A 19,580-nucleotide genomic window follows, 5' to 3' on the forward strand; every position below is an offset into this window, starting at 1 on the left:
AATATGTCTATAGTTGAACAGTCATTTGGAATAACAGAAAATTGCCTACAAGTAAAAAGCTATACCTTAACTAACAAAAACAAAATGGAAGTAAAAATCATAACATATGGCGGAGCTATTGCAGAAATAAAGGTTCCAGATAAAAATGGTGATTTTGGAGACGTTGTTTTAGGCTATGATAGTATTGAAGGATATGAAAGTGGTAAAAAATTTCACGGTGCTTTAATTGGACGTTGTGGAAATAGAATAGAAAATAGTAGATTTACAATTAATGGTGAAGAATATATTTTAGCTGCAAATGATGGAGTTAATCATCTTCATGGAGGTATTAAAGGATTTGATAAAGTTGTTTGGGATTCTGAAATAATAGACGATAATAACAATATATTAAAGCTATCATACTTAAGCAAAGATGGTGAAGAAGGATATCCTGGAAACTTAAAGGTAGATGTATATTATTCTCTTACAGAAGATAATGAATTAAAGATAGAATATAAGGCTATTAGTGATAAGGATACAGTTATTAATCTTACTAATCATTCATATTTCAATCTTAGAGGACATTCTTCAAATAATATTTTAGACCAAAAGTTAATGGTAAATGCAGATAGCTTTACTGTAAACGATAAATATTCAATTCCAACTGGAGAAATAAGAAGTGTTGAAGGTACTCCTATGAATTTTAAAGCATTAAAAAACATAGGAGAAGATATAGATGATTCATATGAGCAAATCCAATTTGGACAAGGATATGATCATAATTGGTTATTGAATGCAAAGGGAGATTTATCAGTTTTATCAGCTAAACTAGTTGATGAAGTAAGTGGAAGAGCCTTAGAAATGTACACAACTAATGTGGGTGTTCAAGTTTATACAGGTAATTTCCTTGATGGATCTGAAATAGGAAAAGATAATGTAGCTTATGAGAGAAGAAGTGGAGTATGTTTAGAAACACAATATGTTCCGAATGCAGTAAATGATAGTAATTTTGAATCATCAGTGTTTAAAGCTAACGAAGAGTATAATCATACAACAATATATAAATTTACAACTATATAAGTATAAATAAAAATAATATAAGAGGGAAAAGGAGAGGGATTAATAATGAAATTCTTTTTAGATACAGCAAATGTAAATCATATTAAAGAAATCAATGAGATGGGAGTTATTTCTGGAGTAACAACTAATCCATCACTTATAGCAAAAGAAGGTAGAGATTTCAACGAAGTAATAAAAGAAATCACAGAAATTGTAGATGGACCAATTAGTGGAGAAGTAGTTAGCGAAGATGCAGCTGGAATGATAAAAGAAGGTAGAGAAATAGCTAAAATCCATAAAAATATGATAGTAAAAATTCCTATGACAGGAGAAGGACTAAAGGCAACTAAAGTTTTAAATAGTGAAGGAATTAAAACTAATGTAACTCTAGTATTTTCAGCAAATCAAGCTTTACTTGCAGCAAATGCAGGAGCAACATATGTAAGTCCATTTCTTGGAAGATTAGATGATATATCAATGACAGGTATGGATTTAGTAAGAGATATTTCAGGAATATTTAGTGTACATGGAATAGAAACACAAATAATTGCTGCTAGTGTAAGAAACCCAGTACACGTTTTAGAAGCAGCAAGATCAGGAGCAGATATAGCAACAGTTCCTTATGAACTTGTAAAGCAAATGTTAAAGCATCCATTAACAGATCAAGGACTTGAGAAGTTTAAAGCAGATTGGCAACAAGCTTTTGGAAATAAATAAAATATTAAATATAGAAAAAGTGAGGCAAATATGAATAGAGAATTAGATAAATTATCTATAAATGCTATAAGAGTTTTATCAGCAGATGCAGTACAAAAAGCAAATTCTGGCCATCCAGGACTACCTCTTGGAGCCGCTACAATGGCATTTACTTTATGGAGTAAAATGAAACATAATGGAAAAAATCCTAACTGGGATAATAGAGACAGATTTATATTATCAGCTGGACATGGATCAATGCTTGAGTATTCATTATTACATTTATTTGGATATGAAGTAAGTATCGAAGATATTAAGAATTTTAGACAAATTGGAAGTTTAACTCCAGGTCATCCAGAATACAGACATACAAAAGGCGTTGAGATTACAACAGGTCCACTTGGACAAGGTATATGTAATGCAGTAGGTATGGCTATGGCCGAAAGCTATTTAGCTGAAAAGTTTAATAAAGATAAATTTGATATTGTTAATCATTACACATATACAATTGTTGGAGATGGATGCCTTATGGAAGGTATTTCAGGAGAAGCTTCATCATTAGCAGGAACATTAGGGCTAGGAAAGTTAATAGCACTTTATGATTCAAATAATATCTCAATAGAAGGCGATACAGATATTGCATTTAGAGAAGATGTTGCTAAAAGATATGAAGCATATGGATGGCAAGTTATAAAAGTAGCTGATGGAAATGATATAGAAGCAATTTCAAATGCTATTGAAGAGGCAAAAGCAGAAACATCAAAACCATCTATTATAATAGTTAAAAATATAATTGGATATGGTAGCCCTTCAAAGCAAGGAAAAGCTTCAGCTCATGGTGAACCATTAGGTGAAGAGAATATTAAAGAATTAAAAGTTCATTTAGGATGGGAATTAGAACCTTCATTTTATGTACCAGATGAAGTATATAAAAATATGAATGAATATATTAATGAAGGAATTGCTAAAGAAGAAAAGTGGAATGAGTTATTTAATCAATATAAAGATGCTTATCCTGAATTAGCAAATGAATATGCTAAATGGATGAAAAATGAAATAGATAAAGAAGAACTATTAAATAACGAAGAGTTCTGGACTTTTGATAAAGAAATGGCAACTAGAGATTCTTCAGGAGTTATTATAAATAGATTAGCTAATATTATTCCAAACTTAATTGGAGGATCAGCAGACTTAGCTCCTTCAAATAAGACTTATATAAATAATAAGGGAGATTTTTCAGCAGAAGACAGAAGTGGACAAAATCTTCATTTTGGAGTAAGAGAGCATGCAATGGCAGCTATAGCTAATGGTATCTATGCTCATGGAGGACTTAAAGTATTCTGTGCAACTTTCTTTGTTTTCAGTGACTATATGAAGGGAGCAATGAGATTAGCTTCATTAATGAAGTTACCTATAGCATATGTATTAACTCACGATAGCATTGGTGTTGGAGAAGATGGGCCTACTCATCAACCAATAGAACAATTAGCATCACTTAGAAGTATGCCTAATATGTCAGTATTTAGACCAGCAGATTCTAAAGAAACAGCTGCGGCTTGGTATTATGCAGTTACAACTGAGGAAACACCTACATCATTAGTATTAACAAGACAAAAGTTGCCACTATATGAAGGAGATCCAAAGAGAGCTTTAAGAGGTGGATATATAATAAAGGAATCTAAGAAAGAAGTTCCAGATATTATTCTAATGGCATCTGGTTCAGAAGTTGAGCTAATATATAAGGCTGCAGATAAGCTTAGTGAAGAAGGTATTGATGCAAGAGTAGTAAGCATGCCTTGTTTTGAATTATTTGACTCACAAGATAATGATTATAAAGAAAGTGTACTTCCTAATTCAATACGAACAAGATTAGCTGTTGAAGCTTTAACATCATTTGGATGGCATAAGTATGTTGGACTAGATGGGGATATCATATCTCTTGATACATTTGGAGAATCAGGAAATGCAAATGAGTTATTCAAGAAATTTGGATTTACAGTGGAAAATGTTGTTGATAAATCTATAAATTGTGTTAATAAAAATAGAAAGTTTTAAAAGAGAAGGAAACTTCTAGGGGATTTTAAAATTAGAACTAATTAAAATTTTGGAGGAGATATAAATGAATAATACACCAAAGGTTAAGATTGGAATAGTTGCAGTAAGTAGAGATTGTTTCCCAATGGAATTATCAGCAAATCGTAGAAAGGCTGTAGTTGAGGCATATAATGGGGATATTTATGAATGCCAAGTAACAGTAGAAAATGAACTTCATATGAGAGAAGCATTAAAAGACATAAAGGAAGCTGGAGTTAATGCTTTAGTAGTTTACTTAGGTAACTTTGGACCAGAAACAGCAGAAACATTATTAGCAAAAGAATTTGGTGGACCAGTTATGTTTGTTGCTGCATCAGAAGAAAGTGGAGATAACTTAATAGGGGGAAGAGGAGATGCATATTGTGGTATGCTAAATGCTAGTTATAACTTAGCACTTAGAAATATAAATGCATATATTCCAGAATACCCAGTAGGAACAGCAGAAGAAGTTTCAGAAATGATTAAGGAATTTATTCCAGTTGCAACAACATTAATAGGATTAAAAAACTTAAAGATAATTTCTTTTGGTCCAAGACCACAAGATTTCTTAGCTTGTAATGCTCCAATAAAACAATTATATAATTTAGGAGTTGAAATTGAAGAAAACTCAGAATTAGATTTATATGCATCATTTAATGATCATAAAGATGATCCTAGAATTCCAGAAGTAATAGCAGATATGGAAAAGGAATTAGGAGAAGGCAATAAAATGCCTGGTATTTTACCAAAGCTTGCTCAATATGAACTTACATTATTAGATTGGATGGAAGCACATAAAGGTTCTAGAGAATATGTAGTATTCGCTAATAAATGCTGGCCATCATTCCAAACTCAATTTGGATTTGTACCATGCTATGTTAATAGTAGATTAACAGCTAGAGGTATAGCAGTATCATGTGAGGTTGATATTTATGGAGCATTAAGTGAATATATTGGAACTTGCATTAGCCAAGATGTTGTTACTTTATTAGATATCAATAATACAGTTCCAAAAGATATGTATGAATCAGAGATTAAAGGAAAATTTGATTATACATTAAAAGATACATTTATGGGATTCCATTGTGGTAATACAGCTGCATGTAAGTTAACTACTTGCACTATGAAGAACCAAATGATAATGGCAAGAGCTTTAGAACCAAATCAAGAACCTAATATTACAAGAGGAACTCTTGAAGGAGATATAACTCCAGGAGATATTACTTTCTTCAGATTACAAAGTAATGCAGATGCTGAGCTTACTGCGTATGTTGCAGAAGGAGAAGTATTGCCAGTAGCGACAAGATCTTTCGGAGCAATAGGAATATTTGCAATTCCTGAAATGGGAAGATTCTATAGACATGTATTAATAGAAGGAAGATACCCTCATCATGGAGCAGTTGCATTTGGTCACTTCGGCAAAGCTATCCATAATCTATTCAGATACTTAGGTGTTAAAGAAATAGGATTCAATCAACCTAAAGGAATGTTATATAAAACTGAAAATCCATTTATAAAATAATATATAAATTTTATTTTACACAAGAAAGGCTGTATTTATTTTTAATACAGCCTTTTTAATATGAAAAAAGTCTATAAATGCTATAATTATGAGAAATTTCCGAGGAAATATATTAATTAGAGGAAATAACACATAAAATCACAAAATAGAATGTACGGCATAATATATAACATAGTATTTACATGGAGTTGAAAAATTTTTGATATACGGGCTAATATTAGCAGGAGGAAAAGGCACTAGACTTTATCCTTTATCTAGATCAGCAAGACCCAAACAGTTTTTAAAAGTTATTAACAACAAAAGTTTTCTTCAAAATACAGTTGATAGAGTATCACCGCTAATAAGCAAAGAAAATATTTATATAGTTACTAACAAAGAGTATGAGGATAAGGTAAAAGTAGAATTAGATAACATTAATTCTAACAATATTTTCACTGAGCCAATGAATAAGGAAACTGCAACATGTATAGGCCTATCAGCTGTTAAACTACTAAAAAAAGATAATGATGCTATTATGGTTGTTTTGCCTTCGGATCACCATATAGAAAATGAAAAGTTGTATATTGAGACATTATCACAGGCTGTTGAAATAGCTAACAGAAAAAGAGGAATAGTAACTTTAGGGATTACTCCTACAAGAGCAGAAACAGGATATGGATATATTGAAATGGGACAAAGAGTTTTAGCAGATGTACCGACTTATAAAGTGGCAAGATTTACTGAAAAGCCTAATTCTGAAGTAGCAAAAGATTTCTTGCTAAAGGGAAGTTATTTATGGAACTCTGGTATGTTTATTTTCAGAGCAGATGCAATACTAAGAGAAATAGAAAAATATCTTCCAAAGTTATATAGGTCTTTAATGGAAATATATAAGCATTTAGGGGAAGAGGACGAAGAAGATGTTATTACTGAACAGTATTCATTAATAGATGGAATATCCATAGATTTTGGAGTTATGCAAAAAACAAGGAAAGGCTATGTTATCAAAAGTGATTTTATTTGGGATGACATAGGAAGCTTTTCAGCACTAAGTAGATATTTAGAACAAGATAAGAATAATAAGGTAAGTGATAATGTATATATTCAAGACAGCGAGAATTGTGCAATCTTTGGAGATAAGAATCTAATTATAGGTTTCGGATTAAAAGATTTAATTATTGTAGATGCTGGTGATGTTATTTTGATTATGGATAAAAATAAAGAACAAGAAATCAAGCATTTATTGAATGATATAGTTAATGAACGAAGGTACGGAGATTATATGTAAATAAAATTATCACTGGAATGATAATTTGTAAAAATTAAGGTTGTAATTTAAGTAGTATTACTTATGTTACAGCCTTAATTTAATTTATGAAGAAATATAGATTTAAAACATTTATTTATTTAAAAAGAAATTATTAGCACATTTACCAATATTCAATGACATAATACTAGCAAAGTTAATTAAATTAATGTTAAAATTTTACAATGGATTGCTTTAAATTTATAATTTAAAGTACATATAACTAGCGTAATATTTAAATTGAAAAATAATTCTAAAAACATTAGAGCTTGATAGAAAGGGAGTTAATTATACGTATTAATAAGTGTAAAGGCTTTTACAGGAGGAAAGATATGGATGATGATAAAATAGTACATTTTATAAAGAAAAGAAATGAGAGAGGACTTGAACTATTAATTGATTCTTATAGTGGTCTAATAACCTCTATAATAAGGAAACATTTATATAATCTTCATGATAAACATGAGGAATGTATCGATGATGTTTTATTATCAATCTGGAATAATATTAATAGTTTTGATAACTCGAAAAATACACTAAAAAATTGGATAGCTGCAATATCACAATATAGAGCTATTGATTATAAACGTAAATATCTAAAATTACTTAACGAAGAAATCGATATAAGCCAAGTTGAAAATCAGGTTTTTATAGATAATAGTATTACTGAAGATGAACTAAGAAATGATATAGAAGAATTATTATGTTGTTTGAAAAAAGAAGATAGGGATATTTTTATAAAAAGATATATAGAAGGAAAATCAATGAATGAGTTGGTTTTAGAGACCGGAATTAAAGAAGAGATAATTTATAATAGAATATCCCGAGGCCGTAAAAAATTAAGAAGAAAATATAGGAATATAACTATTGAGTAAAGGAGATGATTCCATGAAGAATGATTATGAATTATTAAATGAAGTGAAAGTTGATTTTGATAATTATGATAATATTGAACTCAATGATTTGGAAAAGAAGAAAATAAAAAATAGATTAAAAGCTAAACTAAATGTTAAAAAGAAAACTACTAAAAAAATAATAATTGCTGCATCAACATTAATAATAATTGCTGGAATAAGTATTAATACATTACCAGTACAAGCAGCTATAGAAGGATTAACCAATAAATTAGAACAATTCTTTGGAGTAAGTGAAAATAAAGAGTATGATGACTACAAAAAAACTATAGGTACTAGTAAAGAAGATAAAAAAATTATATTCACATTAAATGAGGTTTTAATAAAGAAAGATAAAGCAATAATTAATGTAAAGGTAGATACTAGAGCCTTTAAAAATAATCAATCAATTACAATTTTTCCAAGTATATATGTAGATGGTAAAAAAGTAAGTGAAGGCGGATCAACAAACTTTAATTATAATGAAGATGGTACTTATGAAATGCTCCATTTAGTTAATGTAGAAGATGTAAGTTTAAGTAAAAATTCCAATATAGATATAGAGTATTTAGGGGGAGAATATAAGCATAATGGTATAGAAAAGGGTATATGGGGAAATTGGACATTTAGCTTTAATTATAATGGAGAAAAAATAACAGAAGATACTAAGGACATAGGTGTAAATAAAACCATTGATTTTGGTAATGGATATATATACAATATAAAAAATATTATAGTATCTCCAATAGATATAACATTAAAATATAGTACTACACTAATGGATGAAGAAAAAATAATTAATGGTAATGATAATGCTAGAGATATATTATTTACTGTTATGGATGTTAATAAAAATGTTTTAGTCAAGGAAAATGGCATGAGTATATTCGGAGATACGACAACTGGGGATATGGAAGCAAATATGTTTTTAAATACTGAAGTACAAGACAAAGTGATAATTGTTCCATATAAGGTAACTGATAAAAAGTATGATTCTATTGATGAGATGATAGAAAATAGAGAATATATCTTTGATAAATCAATTGAATTAGAAATAAAATAATAATGTTCTATATAGATAAAAGGTATTATTACGATTTGTTAATAATACCTTTTATTAACTTATAATAGAAGTTTTGCGAGTGCTTAAATTTTAGCTATTTAAAGAAAGATAATATGCCTTGTCTTTCTTTTGATTTTTGTATTGATATTGTATATTAAATCTATAGTAAAATATATGTAATAATTATATTTATATAAATGTATATCCGAATCTTTATTAAAGCAAATCTAAATTTATGGAATACAATATTTATGTGTTATTATAATAGTATAGTATAAAAGTTGAGGAGTGGTATTTATGTTAAAGAAATTAGCTTCAGATGCGTTAGGACTAAGTGATATTGGAAAAATAATTGATAAGAAAGATTATACAGATGTATTTAAAAATTATATAAATAATTAAGATTAAAAACCATAAACTTATTTAATGAAAATTAGTTTATGGTTTTTATATACATATCTATATAAATCAATATAATAGAATCTTATTATGTGTAAATATATTCTATATAAGTTGTAATAAAATATAATTATAGTAGGATTAGAAAATTAGGGGGAAATGCCTTGGGAAAGGGAATTAGTATTCAATGTAAAAAATGTGGGTATAGTGCTACTATTTTTGAAGGTAGAGGTAGTAGAACCAAAGAGTTTGATAGTTTTATAAAAATACTTAATAAAAATGATAAAGAATATATAAAATATATAGTAAGCAAAGGTACTACTGAAAAGATAATATATCATAATGATTATGGAAAATGTAATAGATGTGGAGATCTATCTACAATAAATTATGTGGAAATTAAATATGATAAAGATAAAGTTTTTATATTAGATAATAAATGTCATAACTGTGAGGGAATATATAAACCTATAAAATTTCATGAGGTAAAATTTAGTAGTTGTCCTATATGCAATAATGAAAAATTTGAAAGTTTTATGTATATAGATTGGGATTAATATAATGAAGAAAAATAATTCTGAAGATTTATATAATATTTAATTTTCAAATTCAAATTAGTCATTTTTTGGTGTATAATCAAAGAAAAAACAAGGAGATAAAACTATGAATGTTGAGAAGAAAAGAGAGTTTATAATTAACATTATTTACCTAATGATTATTGGAGCGATAATATATATCGCTATTAAGTATGCTTTAGGTTGGTTTTTGCCATTTGTAATAGGTTTTGGAATTGCATTTATGCTTAAGCCACTTATAAATCTAATAACTAAAAAATTGAGAATCAATAGAAAAGTAGTTGCAGGATTAACAGTATTGATTTTCTATGCAACTGTAGGTGCTTTATTAACATTGATAATAGTTAAGGTATTCATTGCATTGAAGGATTTATTTATAAGGCTTCCAAATGTGTATATGAATAATATAGAACCACTTTTTTATGAGATTGCAATTAATGTGGAAGAAGTACTAGGTAGATTAGATCCTAGCCTAGTTCAAGGCATTAGAGATATGATAGCATCATTAGCAGAATCATTAGGAACTATCGTAACAGGTATATCAACAGGAGTAGTTTCATTTATATCATCTACAGTATCAATGGTACCTAGCTTTTTTGTAATTGTAATATTTACAATTATAGCTTCTTTCTTTTTTGCTATGGACTATGTGAATATTACTGGATTTATAGCTAAGCAATTTTCTCCAAAGGTAAGTAGTATTTTCTTTGATGTCAAAGATTATATTGTTGGAACATTATTTAAGTTTGTAAAGGCATATTCTATGATTATTACAATAACCTTTATAGAACTATCTATTGGTCTTTCAATACTAAGAGTAGATAATGCAATTTCTGTAGCCTTACTAATTGCTTGTGTAGATGTATTACCTGTTCTTGGTACGGGAGGAATAGTAATACCTTGGATATTTATAGAGCTGTTTAAAGGAAATGTAGGTTTAGCCATAGGATTAACTATAGTCTATGTTGTTATTACAGTTGTTAGAAATATCCTTGAACCAAAGATAGTTGGTCAACAAGTAGGATTACATCCATTAATAATGTTAATCTGCATTTTTGTTGGAGTTAGACTATTTGGATTCTTAGGAATATTTACTTTACCAATTATGGTTATAATACTTAAAAATTTAAATGATAGTGGAAAGATTAAGATTTTTAAGTAGTGGAAATATAGGCAATTTAAATAAAAAAAAGTTAAAATATGGAAATTAAATTATATTCCAGAGAGTTTAACTTATTCAAATATACAGTTAATCTTGCTTAATAAGGTAAAAGATGAAATAAAAAAATTTGAATTTTAAGACATTTAGTATTATCATATGAATAAATATATATAATAAGTATTAAAAGTGAGGTTAAACAGTTATGATGATGAATACTCACAAGTCTTTAGCGGATATGTTTATTAAGAATATTGATATAAATAGAAAGTTTATAATTAGTGATAAACATTTTACATGGGGAAATCTAAAGCCAGACTCAGTATCAAAATATAAATTTAAAAAGCATTATTTTGATGAAAGTATTGATATGATAGTTAATAAGATTAAGTATCTATCTTCACTTTCATTAGATGATATTTATATCAGATACTCAGTTGCAAAATTTAATCAGGAATTAGGAGTTATATGCCATTTCTTATGCGATTTCTTCTGTGTTCCACATCATCAAAGATGGGAATTTAAAAGTCCAGGAGCGGTAAAAGATCATGTCCTATATGAAAATGATTTAAACAAATTTGCTAAAAGTTGTATTGTTAGAAAGGAAGTGAATACTTCCTTAACTTCCGATGAAATAAAGGGATATATAGTTAATCTTCAAAAAGAGTACGATGGGAAAGTTGCTTATGAAAAAGATTTACAATATGCAAGTCATATATGTAATACAATAATTAACTTTGTTTTGGATGAAGTGTTTTTAAATCAAAAAATTAAAGAACATATAGCATTAGTGTTATAGAAATTCTTAAAAGGTGTATTGCTAAATAGTCATTCTAAGGTATTAGTATGATTATTTCAATACACCTTTTTTGTATGAAAAAAGCACATAAATTGCTTAGAATAAATTTTAATAAATTACACTTAATAATAGTAAGAATTTTTTTGAAATAATGTTGACTAAATTAGTTGGATAAGCATATAATGAATTAAAAGAAACATATGAACAATTATTCATATGTTAAATCGAAATGGAGGAGAAATTATGGGAGAGCATAAAATAGAAAGTTGTAATTGTACCATAATCCATAAAGATGTAGTTGAAAGAGTTAAGGGAAATTTACCAAATGAGGAAACATTATATGATTTAGCAGATTTATTTAAGGCTTTTAGCGATTCTACTAGAATAAAAATATTACATGCTTTATTCCAAGAGGAGTTATGTGTTTGCGATTTAGCTGCTTTATTAGACATGACTCAATCAGCAATTTCTCATCAGCTTAGAGTTTTAAAAAATAATAGATTAGTTAAATTCAGAAGAGATGGAAAAGTAATATATTATTCATTAGCAGATGATCATATAAAGCACATTTTCGATGAAGGATTTAAGCATATTTTAGAATAAGAAAGAGGTGATAGATGTGAATAAAAAGGAAGTAAAATTAGTATTATCAGGATTAACATGTGCTAATTGTGCAAATAAAATTGAAACTAGAGTAAATAGCTTAGATGGAGTCAAAGAGGCTAACTTAAACTTTACCACATCTACTTTAATTATAGAAGGTGATGGTAATGTTGAATTAAATGATATTATTATTAAGGCTAAAGATATTATAAATAAATTAGAGCCAGAAGTTAAGGTATATAATATAGATGAGGAAAAAGTTGTTATAGATAATAAAAATAGATGCACTAGCGGAACTTGTTCTATAGCAGAAGGTAATGAAGAAAAGAAGCATAATAAGGAAGAAGATGGATGTAATTCCCATGATGGACATGAACATTCTCATGAACATTCTCATGAACATTCTCATGGACATTCCCATGAACATTCACATGGACACTCTCATGATCACTCTCATGGTGAGGAGATTACTTTAAAAGGAAATATTAGATTAATAATAGGAGCATTAATATATGTTATTGCAATAATTTTAAAGGATGGGTCAGCAATAAATTTAGCTTTATTCGTAATAGCTTATATATTAATTGGTGGAAAGGTAGTTTTAACTGCTGTTAAAAATATCTTAAGAGGAGAAGTTTTTGATGAGAATTTCTTAATGACTATTGCTACTTTAGGAGCTTTCTTTATTGGAGATTATCCAGAAGGTGTAGCAGTTATGCTTTTCTATGAAATAGGAGAGTTATTCCAATCTTATGCAGTTAATAGATCAAGAAAGTCAATCACATCACTTATGAATATTAGAGCAGATTATGCAAATGTGATAATGAATGGAAAAGAAGAAAAAGTAAATCCTGAAACAGTAAATATAGATGATGTAATTATTATAAAACCTGGAGAAAGAGTTCCTTTAGATGGTGTTATTTTAGATGGTACAAGTTTTGTAGACACCTCTGCATTAACTGGAGAATCTGTACCTAGAGAAGTATCAGCTGGAGAAGAAATTTTATCAGGATTCATAAATAATAATGGAGTTTTGAAGGTAAAAGTAACTAAGAACTTTAAGGAATCGACAGTATCTAGAATATTAGAGTTAGTTGAAAATGCTTCTAATAAGAAGGCTTCTACAGAAAAATTAATAACTAAATTTGCAAGATATTATACTCCAATAGTAGTATTCTCTGCTATTGCTTTAGCAGTAATTCCACCTTTTGTGTTAAGAGATGGAAGTTTTAACGAATGGTTATCTAGAGCATTAATATTTTTAGTAGTATCTTGTCCATGTGCATTGGTAGTATCTATCCCTCTTGGATTATTTGCAGGAATAGGTGGAGCATCTAGGAAAGGAATACTAGTAAAGGGTGGTAATTATCTAGAAGCATTAAAAGATATAAATACAGTAGTTTTTGATAAAACTGGAACACTAACGAAAGGTGTATTTAAAGTAACAGAAGTTAATGCTGTAAGTATAGAAAAAAATGAATTGCTAAGAATAGCTGCTATTTCAGAGAGTCTTTCTAACCATCCAATAGCACAATCTATAATAAAAGAATATGGTAGAGAGATAAATTCAAAAGAGTTAGTGGATTATGAGGAAATAGCTGGTCATGGAGTAAAAACTTCTTTAGAAGGAATGGAAATATTAATAGGTAATTATAAACTAATGGAGAAGTTTAATATTAATTATAATAAGAATGATTCAATTGGAACTATAGTTCATATAGCTATAAATAAGGAATATAAAGGCAATATAGTGATTTCTGATGAAATTAAGGAAGGTTCTAAAGAGGCAATACAAGGATTAAAGGATAGTGGAGTCTCAGAAATAGTAATGTTAACTGGTGATAATAAGAGTGTTGCAGAAAAAGTAGCAAGATTAATTGGAGTAGATAAGGTATATTCTGAATTGTTACCAGGAGATAAAGTTGAGAAAGTAGAAGAAATAATTAACAATAATAAATCTCAAGGCAAAGTTATATTTGTTGGAGATGGAATAAATGATGCACCTGTATTAGCAAGAGCAGATATAGGAGTAGCAATGGGTGGTATAGGATCAGATGCAGCCATTGAAGCGGCAGATGTAGTATTAATGAAAGATGATCCAGAAGCTTTAGTTTCAGCAATTAAAGTAGCTAGAAAAACTAATAAAATATTATGGCAAAATATAATATTCTCTTTAGGAATAAAGGCTTTATTTTTAATTCTAGGAGCTTTTGGTATTGCAACTATGTGGGAAGCTGTATTTGCTGATGTAGGAGTGACTATAATCGCAGTAATTAATTCAACAAGATGTTTAAAATAAATGGATATTATTCTCATTGACAAAATTCATCATTTTAAATATAATTATTTGGGCTGAGAACATTCAGGCATAAGGGAAGCATACAAAATTACTTTTACAAAAAAAGTTTAGTTTTGTAAAGTTAAGACTTATGTATAACGCACTGCTACGTTATACATAAGTCTAATTTTTTAGAGATTAATTTAATTATATGAATTAAAAAATGAATAAATAATTAAGAGTTAAAATTCATTTTAAATACCTTGTTAAATAGATAACTTAAAATGTTTTAAAATTTAAATAAAAGTGATAAAATAATATTATATATATATGAAAAATGATGTTTTAATATAAAAATACTATAGAGAAGGAGAAGAAAGTATGGAGAAGAAAAAAAATATTTCAATGGCCGTAATTAAGCGACTTCCAAAATATCATAGATACTTACAAGAATTATTAAGAAATGACGTAGATAGAATATCATCTAAGGAATTAGGAGAAAAAATAGGGTTTACAGCGTCTCAAATTAGACAGGATCTAAATTGTTTTGGTGACTTTGGACAACAAGGCTACGGATATAATGTTAAGGATCTTTATAACGAAATTAGTGGCATACTTGGACTAAATAAAGAATACAAAGCAATAATAATTGGAGCTGGAAATATAGGTCAAGCAATTGCAAACTATAGTAGGTTTGCACAAAATGGTTTAAATATCGTAGGTATATTTGATGCAAATCCTAAATTGATAGGGCTTAGAATTAGGGATATAGAAATTCAAGATATCGATGCGTTAAAAAAATATTTATTGGAAAACATAATAGATATAGGTATTATATGTGTTCCTAGAATAAATGCACAAAAGGTATGTGATGTTTTAGTAGATAATGGTGTGACTGGAATATGGAATTTTGCACCTGTTGACTTATCAGTACCAGAAGAAATAACGGTTGAAAACGTGCATTTATCAGAGAGTTTATTAACTTTAATATATTTATTGAATGATAAAGATGAAAGCAAGTAAGTAAATTTACAAATTGGTTTAATTTAGAAATTGCTATTGCAAAAGAAAATTGTAAATATTATAATAATAATTGAAGCTTCGCTTCAATTATTTTTTTGGGGAGATTGTTAATCTTATAACAATTATTTCATATATGAAATACATATTATAAGAGGTCAATAATAATTATGGGTAAAAGGAGGATTTTATCATGGAATTAAAGAATATAATTCTTGAAAAAGAAGGGCATTTAGCTATTGTAACTATAAATAGACCGAAAGCTTTAAATGCATTAAACTCTGAAACATTAAAAGATTTAGACATAGTATTAGAAGATTTAGAGAAGGATAATAATATTTATTCTGTAATTTTAACTGGATCAGGTGAAAAGGCATTTGTTGCTGGTGCTGATATATCAGAAATGAAAGATTTATCAGAAGAAGAAGGAGAAAACTTTGGACTTTTGGGCAATAGAGTTTTCAGAAGATTAGAAAAATTAGACAAGCCTGTAATTGCAGCTATATCTGGATTTGCTCTTGGGGGTGGATGTGAATTAGCTATGGCATGTGATATTAGAATAGCTTCTGAGAAAGCAAGATTTGCTCAACCTGAGGCAGGACTTGGAATAACACCAGGGTTTGGTGGTACTCAAAGATTACCTAGATTAGTTGGTGAAGGAAAAGCTAAAGAACTAATCTACACATGTGCGATGGTGAAGGCTGATGAAGCTTTAAGAATTGGTTTAGTTAATAAAGTTGTACCTCTTGAAAGTTTAATGGATGAAGCTAAAGCAATGGCTAATGCAATTATGGCTAATGCGCCTATAGCTGTTAAACTATGTAAGGATGCTATAAATAGGGGAATGCAAGTAGATATAGATAAGGCAATAGAAATTGAAGCAGAGGATTTTGGAAAATGTTTTGCAACTGAAGACCAAAAAGAAGGAATGACAGCTTTTATAGAAAAAAGAGCTAAAAATTTTTCAAATAAATAGTCAGAATAAAAAAACATATTAAAAAATTTAAAATAATTAAATACAAACTTAGTTTAAGAAAAAGGGTGCAATATCAAGGAGGTATAATTAATGGATTTTCAATTAACTAGAGAGCAACAATTATTAAAACAAATGGTTAGAGAATTCGCTTTAAATGAAGTTAAACCAATAGCTGCTGAAATTGATGAGACAGAAAGATTTCCTATGGAAAACGTTAAAAAGATGGCCAAGCTTGGGATGATGGGGATACCATTTTCAAAAGAATATGGTGGAGCAGGTGGAGATACTCTTTCATATATACTTGCAGTAGAAGAATTATCTAAAGTATGTGGAACAACAGGAGTAATAGTTTCTGCTCATACATCACTATGTGCTTCTTTAATAGATCAATTCGGTACTAAAGAGCAAAAAGAAAAATATTTAACAGATTTAGCAACTGGTAAAAAAATAGGTGCTTTCGGTTTAACTGAGCCAGGTGCAGGTACAGATGCTGCAGGACAACAAACTGTTGCTACTCTTGAAGGGGATAACTATATATTAAATGGATCAAAAATATTTATCACTAATGGTGGAGTTGCTGATACATTTATTATATTTGCAATGACTGATAAGAGTAAGGGAACTAGAGGAATTTCAGCATTTATAGTTGAAAAGGATTTTGAAGGTTTCTCAATTGGTAAGAAGGAAGATAAACTTGGTATTAGAGGTTCTTCAACTACAGAATTAGTAATGAGTAACTGTGTAGTTCCTAAAGAAAATCTAGTAGGACAAGAAGGTAAGGGCTTTGGTATTGCTATGAAGACTCTAGATGGAGGAAGAATAGGTATAGCAGCTCAAGCTTTAGGTATAGCAGAAGGAGCACTTGAAGAAGCTGTAAATTATATGAAGGAAAGAAAACAATTTAATAGACCATTAGCTGCTTTCCAAGGTTTACAGTGGATGATTGCTGAAATGGATACAAAAATTGAAGCTGCTAGAAATTTAGTTTATAAAGCAGCATGGTTAAAAGATAATAAGATGCCATATTCAGTAGAAGCTGCAAGAGCTAAGCTTTATTCAGCAGAAGTAGCTATGGATGTTACTACTAAGGCTGTTCAAATCTTTGGTGGATATGGATACACTAAGGAATATCCAGTAGAAAGAATGATGAGAGATGCTAAGATTACTGAAATCTATGAAGGAACTTCTGAAGTTCAAAAGATGGTTATTTCAGGAAGCGTTTTAAGATAAGGGGAGGATTTATAAATGAATATAGTAGTTTGTTTAAAACAAGTTCCAGATACAACAGCTGTTAAAATTGATCCGAAAACAGGAACACTTATAAGAGATGGAGTACCATCAATAATAAATCCAGAAGACAAAAATGCATTAGAAGCCGCATTAACTTTAAAGGATAATGTTGGAGGAAAAGTAACAGTAATTAGTATGGGACCTCCCCAAGCACAAAATGCGCTAAGAGAAGCATTATGTATGGGAGCGGATGAAGCTATTCTTATAACAGATAGAGCTTTTGCAGGTGCAGATACTTTAGCAACATCTAAAACATTAGCTGGTGCATTAAGAAAATTAGAATTTGATATAGTATTTGCAGGCAGACAAGCTATCGATGGAGATACAGCTCAGGTTGGACCAGAAATTGCTGAACATTTAAATATACCTCAAGTAACATATGTACAAGATGTAAAAGTAGAAGAAGATGGGTTATTAATAAATAGAGCTTTAGAAGATGGATATGAATTAATTAAAGTTCAAGCTCCAGTTCTTTTAACAGCTATTAAAGAATTAAATGAACCAAGATATATGAATGTAAGATATATATTTGATAAGGCTAATAAGGAAATTCAATTATGGTCAGCAGACAATATTGAAGTGAGCAAGGAAGAGTTAGGACTTAAAGGTTCTCCGACTAAGGTTAAGAAAACTATGACTAAGGAAACTAAGGGAGCTGGAGAGTTAGTAAATGAAACTCCTCAAGAAGCTGCAAAATATGTATTAGGAAAATTAAAAGAAAAACACTACATCTAAGATATATGGGAGGTAAAAAAGATGAATATAGCAGATTACAAGGGCGTTTGGGTATTTGCTGAGCAAAGAGAAGGAGAACTTCAAAAAGTATCTCTTGAATTACTTGGTGAAGGTAGAAAGATTGCAGATAAATTAGGGGTAAAATTAACAGCATTATTATTAGGTGATAATGTAAAAGCTTTAGCAGATAGATTAGGAAGACATGGAGCTGATGAAGTATTAGTAGCAGAAAATACTTTATTAAAGCACTATACTACTGATGGATATACAAAGGTTATTTGTGATATAGCAAATGAAAGAAAGCCAGGAATTATATTAATTGGTGCAACTTTCATCGGAAGAGATTTAGGACCAAGAGTTGCAGCAAGACTATCTACAGGGTTAACAGCAGATTGTACAGTTCTAGATGTTGATGTAGAAAAAGAAGACTTACTTGCTACAAGACCTGCATTTGGAGGAAACTTAATGGCGACAATTGTTTGTCCAGATCATAGACCACAAATGGCAACAGTAAGACCTGGAGTGTTCTCAAAGCTTCCAGATGAAGAAAGAAATTTTACTGTTGAAGATGTAGAAGTGAACATAGAAGATTCAGATATAAGAACAAAAATAGTTGAGATAGTAAAAGAAGCAAAAGAAATTGTAGATATCAGCGAAGCACACTTTATAGTTGCAGGTGGTAGAGGTGTTGGATCTAAAGAAAATTTTGCTATTTTAGAAGAATTAGCAGAAGCTTTAGGTGGAACAGTAGCTGGATCAAGAGCATCTGTTGAAAATGGATGGATAGAAAGAGATTATCAAGTTGGACAAACTGGTAAGACAGTAAGACCTACTATTTATATAGCATGTGGTATTTCAGGAGCTATTCAACACGTAGCTGGTATGCAAGAATCAGATATGATTATAGCTATTAATAAAGATGCTACAGCTCCAATAATGCAAATGGCAGACTATGGAATAGTTGGTGACTTATTTAAAGTTGTACCAGAAATGACAGCTCAAGTAAAAGCAATGAAAGAAGAATAAAAAATAATGAATAATGCATAATGCATAATGCGTAATTGATAATCTAAATGTAAAATGAATAATGAAAAATGTAAAATTAAGGAGAAAACTCCTTAAGGAGTTTTTTAAATTTAATATAATTTTAGTAATTTGGAACAAATTACATCATTA

General features: G+C 29.3%; 17 protein-coding genes. All 17 read left to right on the forward strand.

The window, feature by feature from the left end; translation table 11 throughout:
- Positions 1 to 3: 3 nt before the first annotated feature.
- The 17 genes from QK892_RS00630 (at position 4) to QK892_RS00710 (ending at position 19,430) form a co-directional block, all read left to right on the forward strand.
- Positions 4 to 1,059, forward strand: a complete 1,056-nt coding sequence (locus QK892_RS00630; protein WP_317271580.1) for an aldose epimerase family protein — start codon at positions 4 to 6, stop codon at positions 1,057 to 1,059.
- Between the two features lie 45 nt (positions 1,060 to 1,104).
- Positions 1,105 to 1,755, forward strand: a complete 651-nt coding sequence (fsa, locus tag QK892_RS00635; RefSeq protein ID WP_317271581.1) for a fructose-6-phosphate aldolase — start codon at positions 1,105 to 1,107, stop codon at positions 1,753 to 1,755.
- 30 nt (positions 1,756 to 1,785) lie between these two features.
- On the forward strand, positions 1,786 to 3,789 hold the full coding sequence (gene tkt / locus QK892_RS00640) for a transketolase (RefSeq protein WP_317271582.1): 2,004 nt from the start codon (positions 1,786 to 1,788) through the stop codon (positions 3,787 to 3,789).
- A 64-nt stretch (positions 3,790 to 3,853) separates the two neighbouring features.
- Positions 3,854 to 5,329 (forward strand): L-fucose/L-arabinose isomerase family protein, encoded by a 1,476-nt coding sequence (locus QK892_RS00645; protein WP_317271583.1) that lies wholly within the window; start codon positions 3,854 to 3,856, stop codon positions 5,327 to 5,329.
- Positions 5,330 to 5,528: 199 nt separating this feature from the next.
- On the forward strand, positions 5,529 to 6,596 hold the full coding sequence (locus tag QK892_RS00650; protein WP_317271584.1) for a mannose-1-phosphate guanylyltransferase: 1,068 nt from the start codon (positions 5,529 to 5,531) through the stop codon (positions 6,594 to 6,596).
- A gap of 350 nt (positions 6,597 to 6,946) precedes the next feature.
- On the forward strand, positions 6,947 to 7,489 hold the full coding sequence (locus QK892_RS00655) for a sigma-70 family RNA polymerase sigma factor (RefSeq protein ID WP_317271585.1): 543 nt from the start codon (positions 6,947 to 6,949) through the stop codon (positions 7,487 to 7,489).
- Between the two features lie 13 nt (positions 7,490 to 7,502).
- Complete coding sequence (locus QK892_RS00660) at positions 7,503 to 8,570, forward strand: DUF4179 domain-containing protein (RefSeq protein WP_317271586.1); 1,068 nt, start codon at positions 7,503 to 7,505, stop codon at positions 8,568 to 8,570.
- 563 nt (positions 8,571 to 9,133) lie between these two features.
- Positions 9,134 to 9,526, forward strand: coding sequence for a hypothetical protein (locus tag QK892_RS00665; RefSeq protein ID WP_317271587.1), 393 nt, complete (start codon positions 9,134 to 9,136; stop codon positions 9,524 to 9,526).
- Positions 9,527 to 9,632: 106 nt separating this feature from the next.
- A complete protein-coding gene (ytvI, locus tag QK892_RS00670; protein WP_317271588.1) occupies positions 9,633 to 10,706 on the forward strand; it encodes a sporulation integral membrane protein YtvI in 1,074 nt (357 codons plus the stop codon).
- Between the two features lie 202 nt (positions 10,707 to 10,908).
- Complete coding sequence (locus tag QK892_RS00675) at positions 10,909 to 11,502, forward strand: zinc dependent phospholipase C family protein (protein WP_317271589.1); 594 nt, start codon at positions 10,909 to 10,911, stop codon at positions 11,500 to 11,502.
- Positions 11,503 to 11,745: 243 nt separating this feature from the next.
- Complete coding sequence (locus tag QK892_RS00680; protein ID WP_317271590.1) at positions 11,746 to 12,105, forward strand: ArsR/SmtB family transcription factor; 360 nt, start codon at positions 11,746 to 11,748, stop codon at positions 12,103 to 12,105.
- A gap of 16 nt (positions 12,106 to 12,121) precedes the next feature.
- A complete protein-coding gene (locus tag QK892_RS00685) occupies positions 12,122 to 14,404 on the forward strand; it encodes a heavy metal translocating P-type ATPase (RefSeq protein ID WP_317271591.1) in 2,283 nt (760 codons plus the stop codon).
- A 360-nt stretch (positions 14,405 to 14,764) separates the two neighbouring features.
- The gene (locus QK892_RS00690) at positions 14,765 to 15,406 is read left to right on the forward strand and encodes a redox-sensing transcriptional repressor Rex (protein WP_317271592.1); all 642 of its coding nucleotides are present in this window, start codon (positions 14,765 to 14,767) and stop codon (positions 15,404 to 15,406) included.
- Between the two features lie 190 nt (positions 15,407 to 15,596).
- Positions 15,597 to 16,379, forward strand: a complete 783-nt coding sequence (locus tag QK892_RS00695) for a short-chain-enoyl-CoA hydratase (protein WP_317271593.1) — start codon at positions 15,597 to 15,599, stop codon at positions 16,377 to 16,379.
- 90 nt (positions 16,380 to 16,469) lie between these two features.
- Positions 16,470 to 17,609, forward strand: coding sequence for an acyl-CoA dehydrogenase (locus QK892_RS00700; RefSeq protein ID WP_317271594.1), 1,140 nt, complete (start codon positions 16,470 to 16,472; stop codon positions 17,607 to 17,609).
- Between the two features lie 15 nt (positions 17,610 to 17,624).
- The gene (locus QK892_RS00705) at positions 17,625 to 18,404 is read left to right on the forward strand and encodes an electron transfer flavoprotein subunit beta/FixA family protein (protein WP_317271595.1); all 780 of its coding nucleotides are present in this window, start codon (positions 17,625 to 17,627) and stop codon (positions 18,402 to 18,404) included.
- Positions 18,405 to 18,425: 21 nt separating this feature from the next.
- Complete coding sequence (locus tag QK892_RS00710; RefSeq protein ID WP_317271596.1) at positions 18,426 to 19,430, forward strand: electron transfer flavoprotein subunit alpha/FixB family protein; 1,005 nt, start codon at positions 18,426 to 18,428, stop codon at positions 19,428 to 19,430.
- The last annotated feature ends 150 nt before the right edge of the window (positions 19,431 to 19,580 follow it).

This window comes from Clostridium lamae (assembly GCF_033043255.1).
GTDB classification, from domain to species: domain Bacteria; phylum Bacillota; class Clostridia; order Clostridiales; family Clostridiaceae; genus Clostridium; species Clostridium lamae.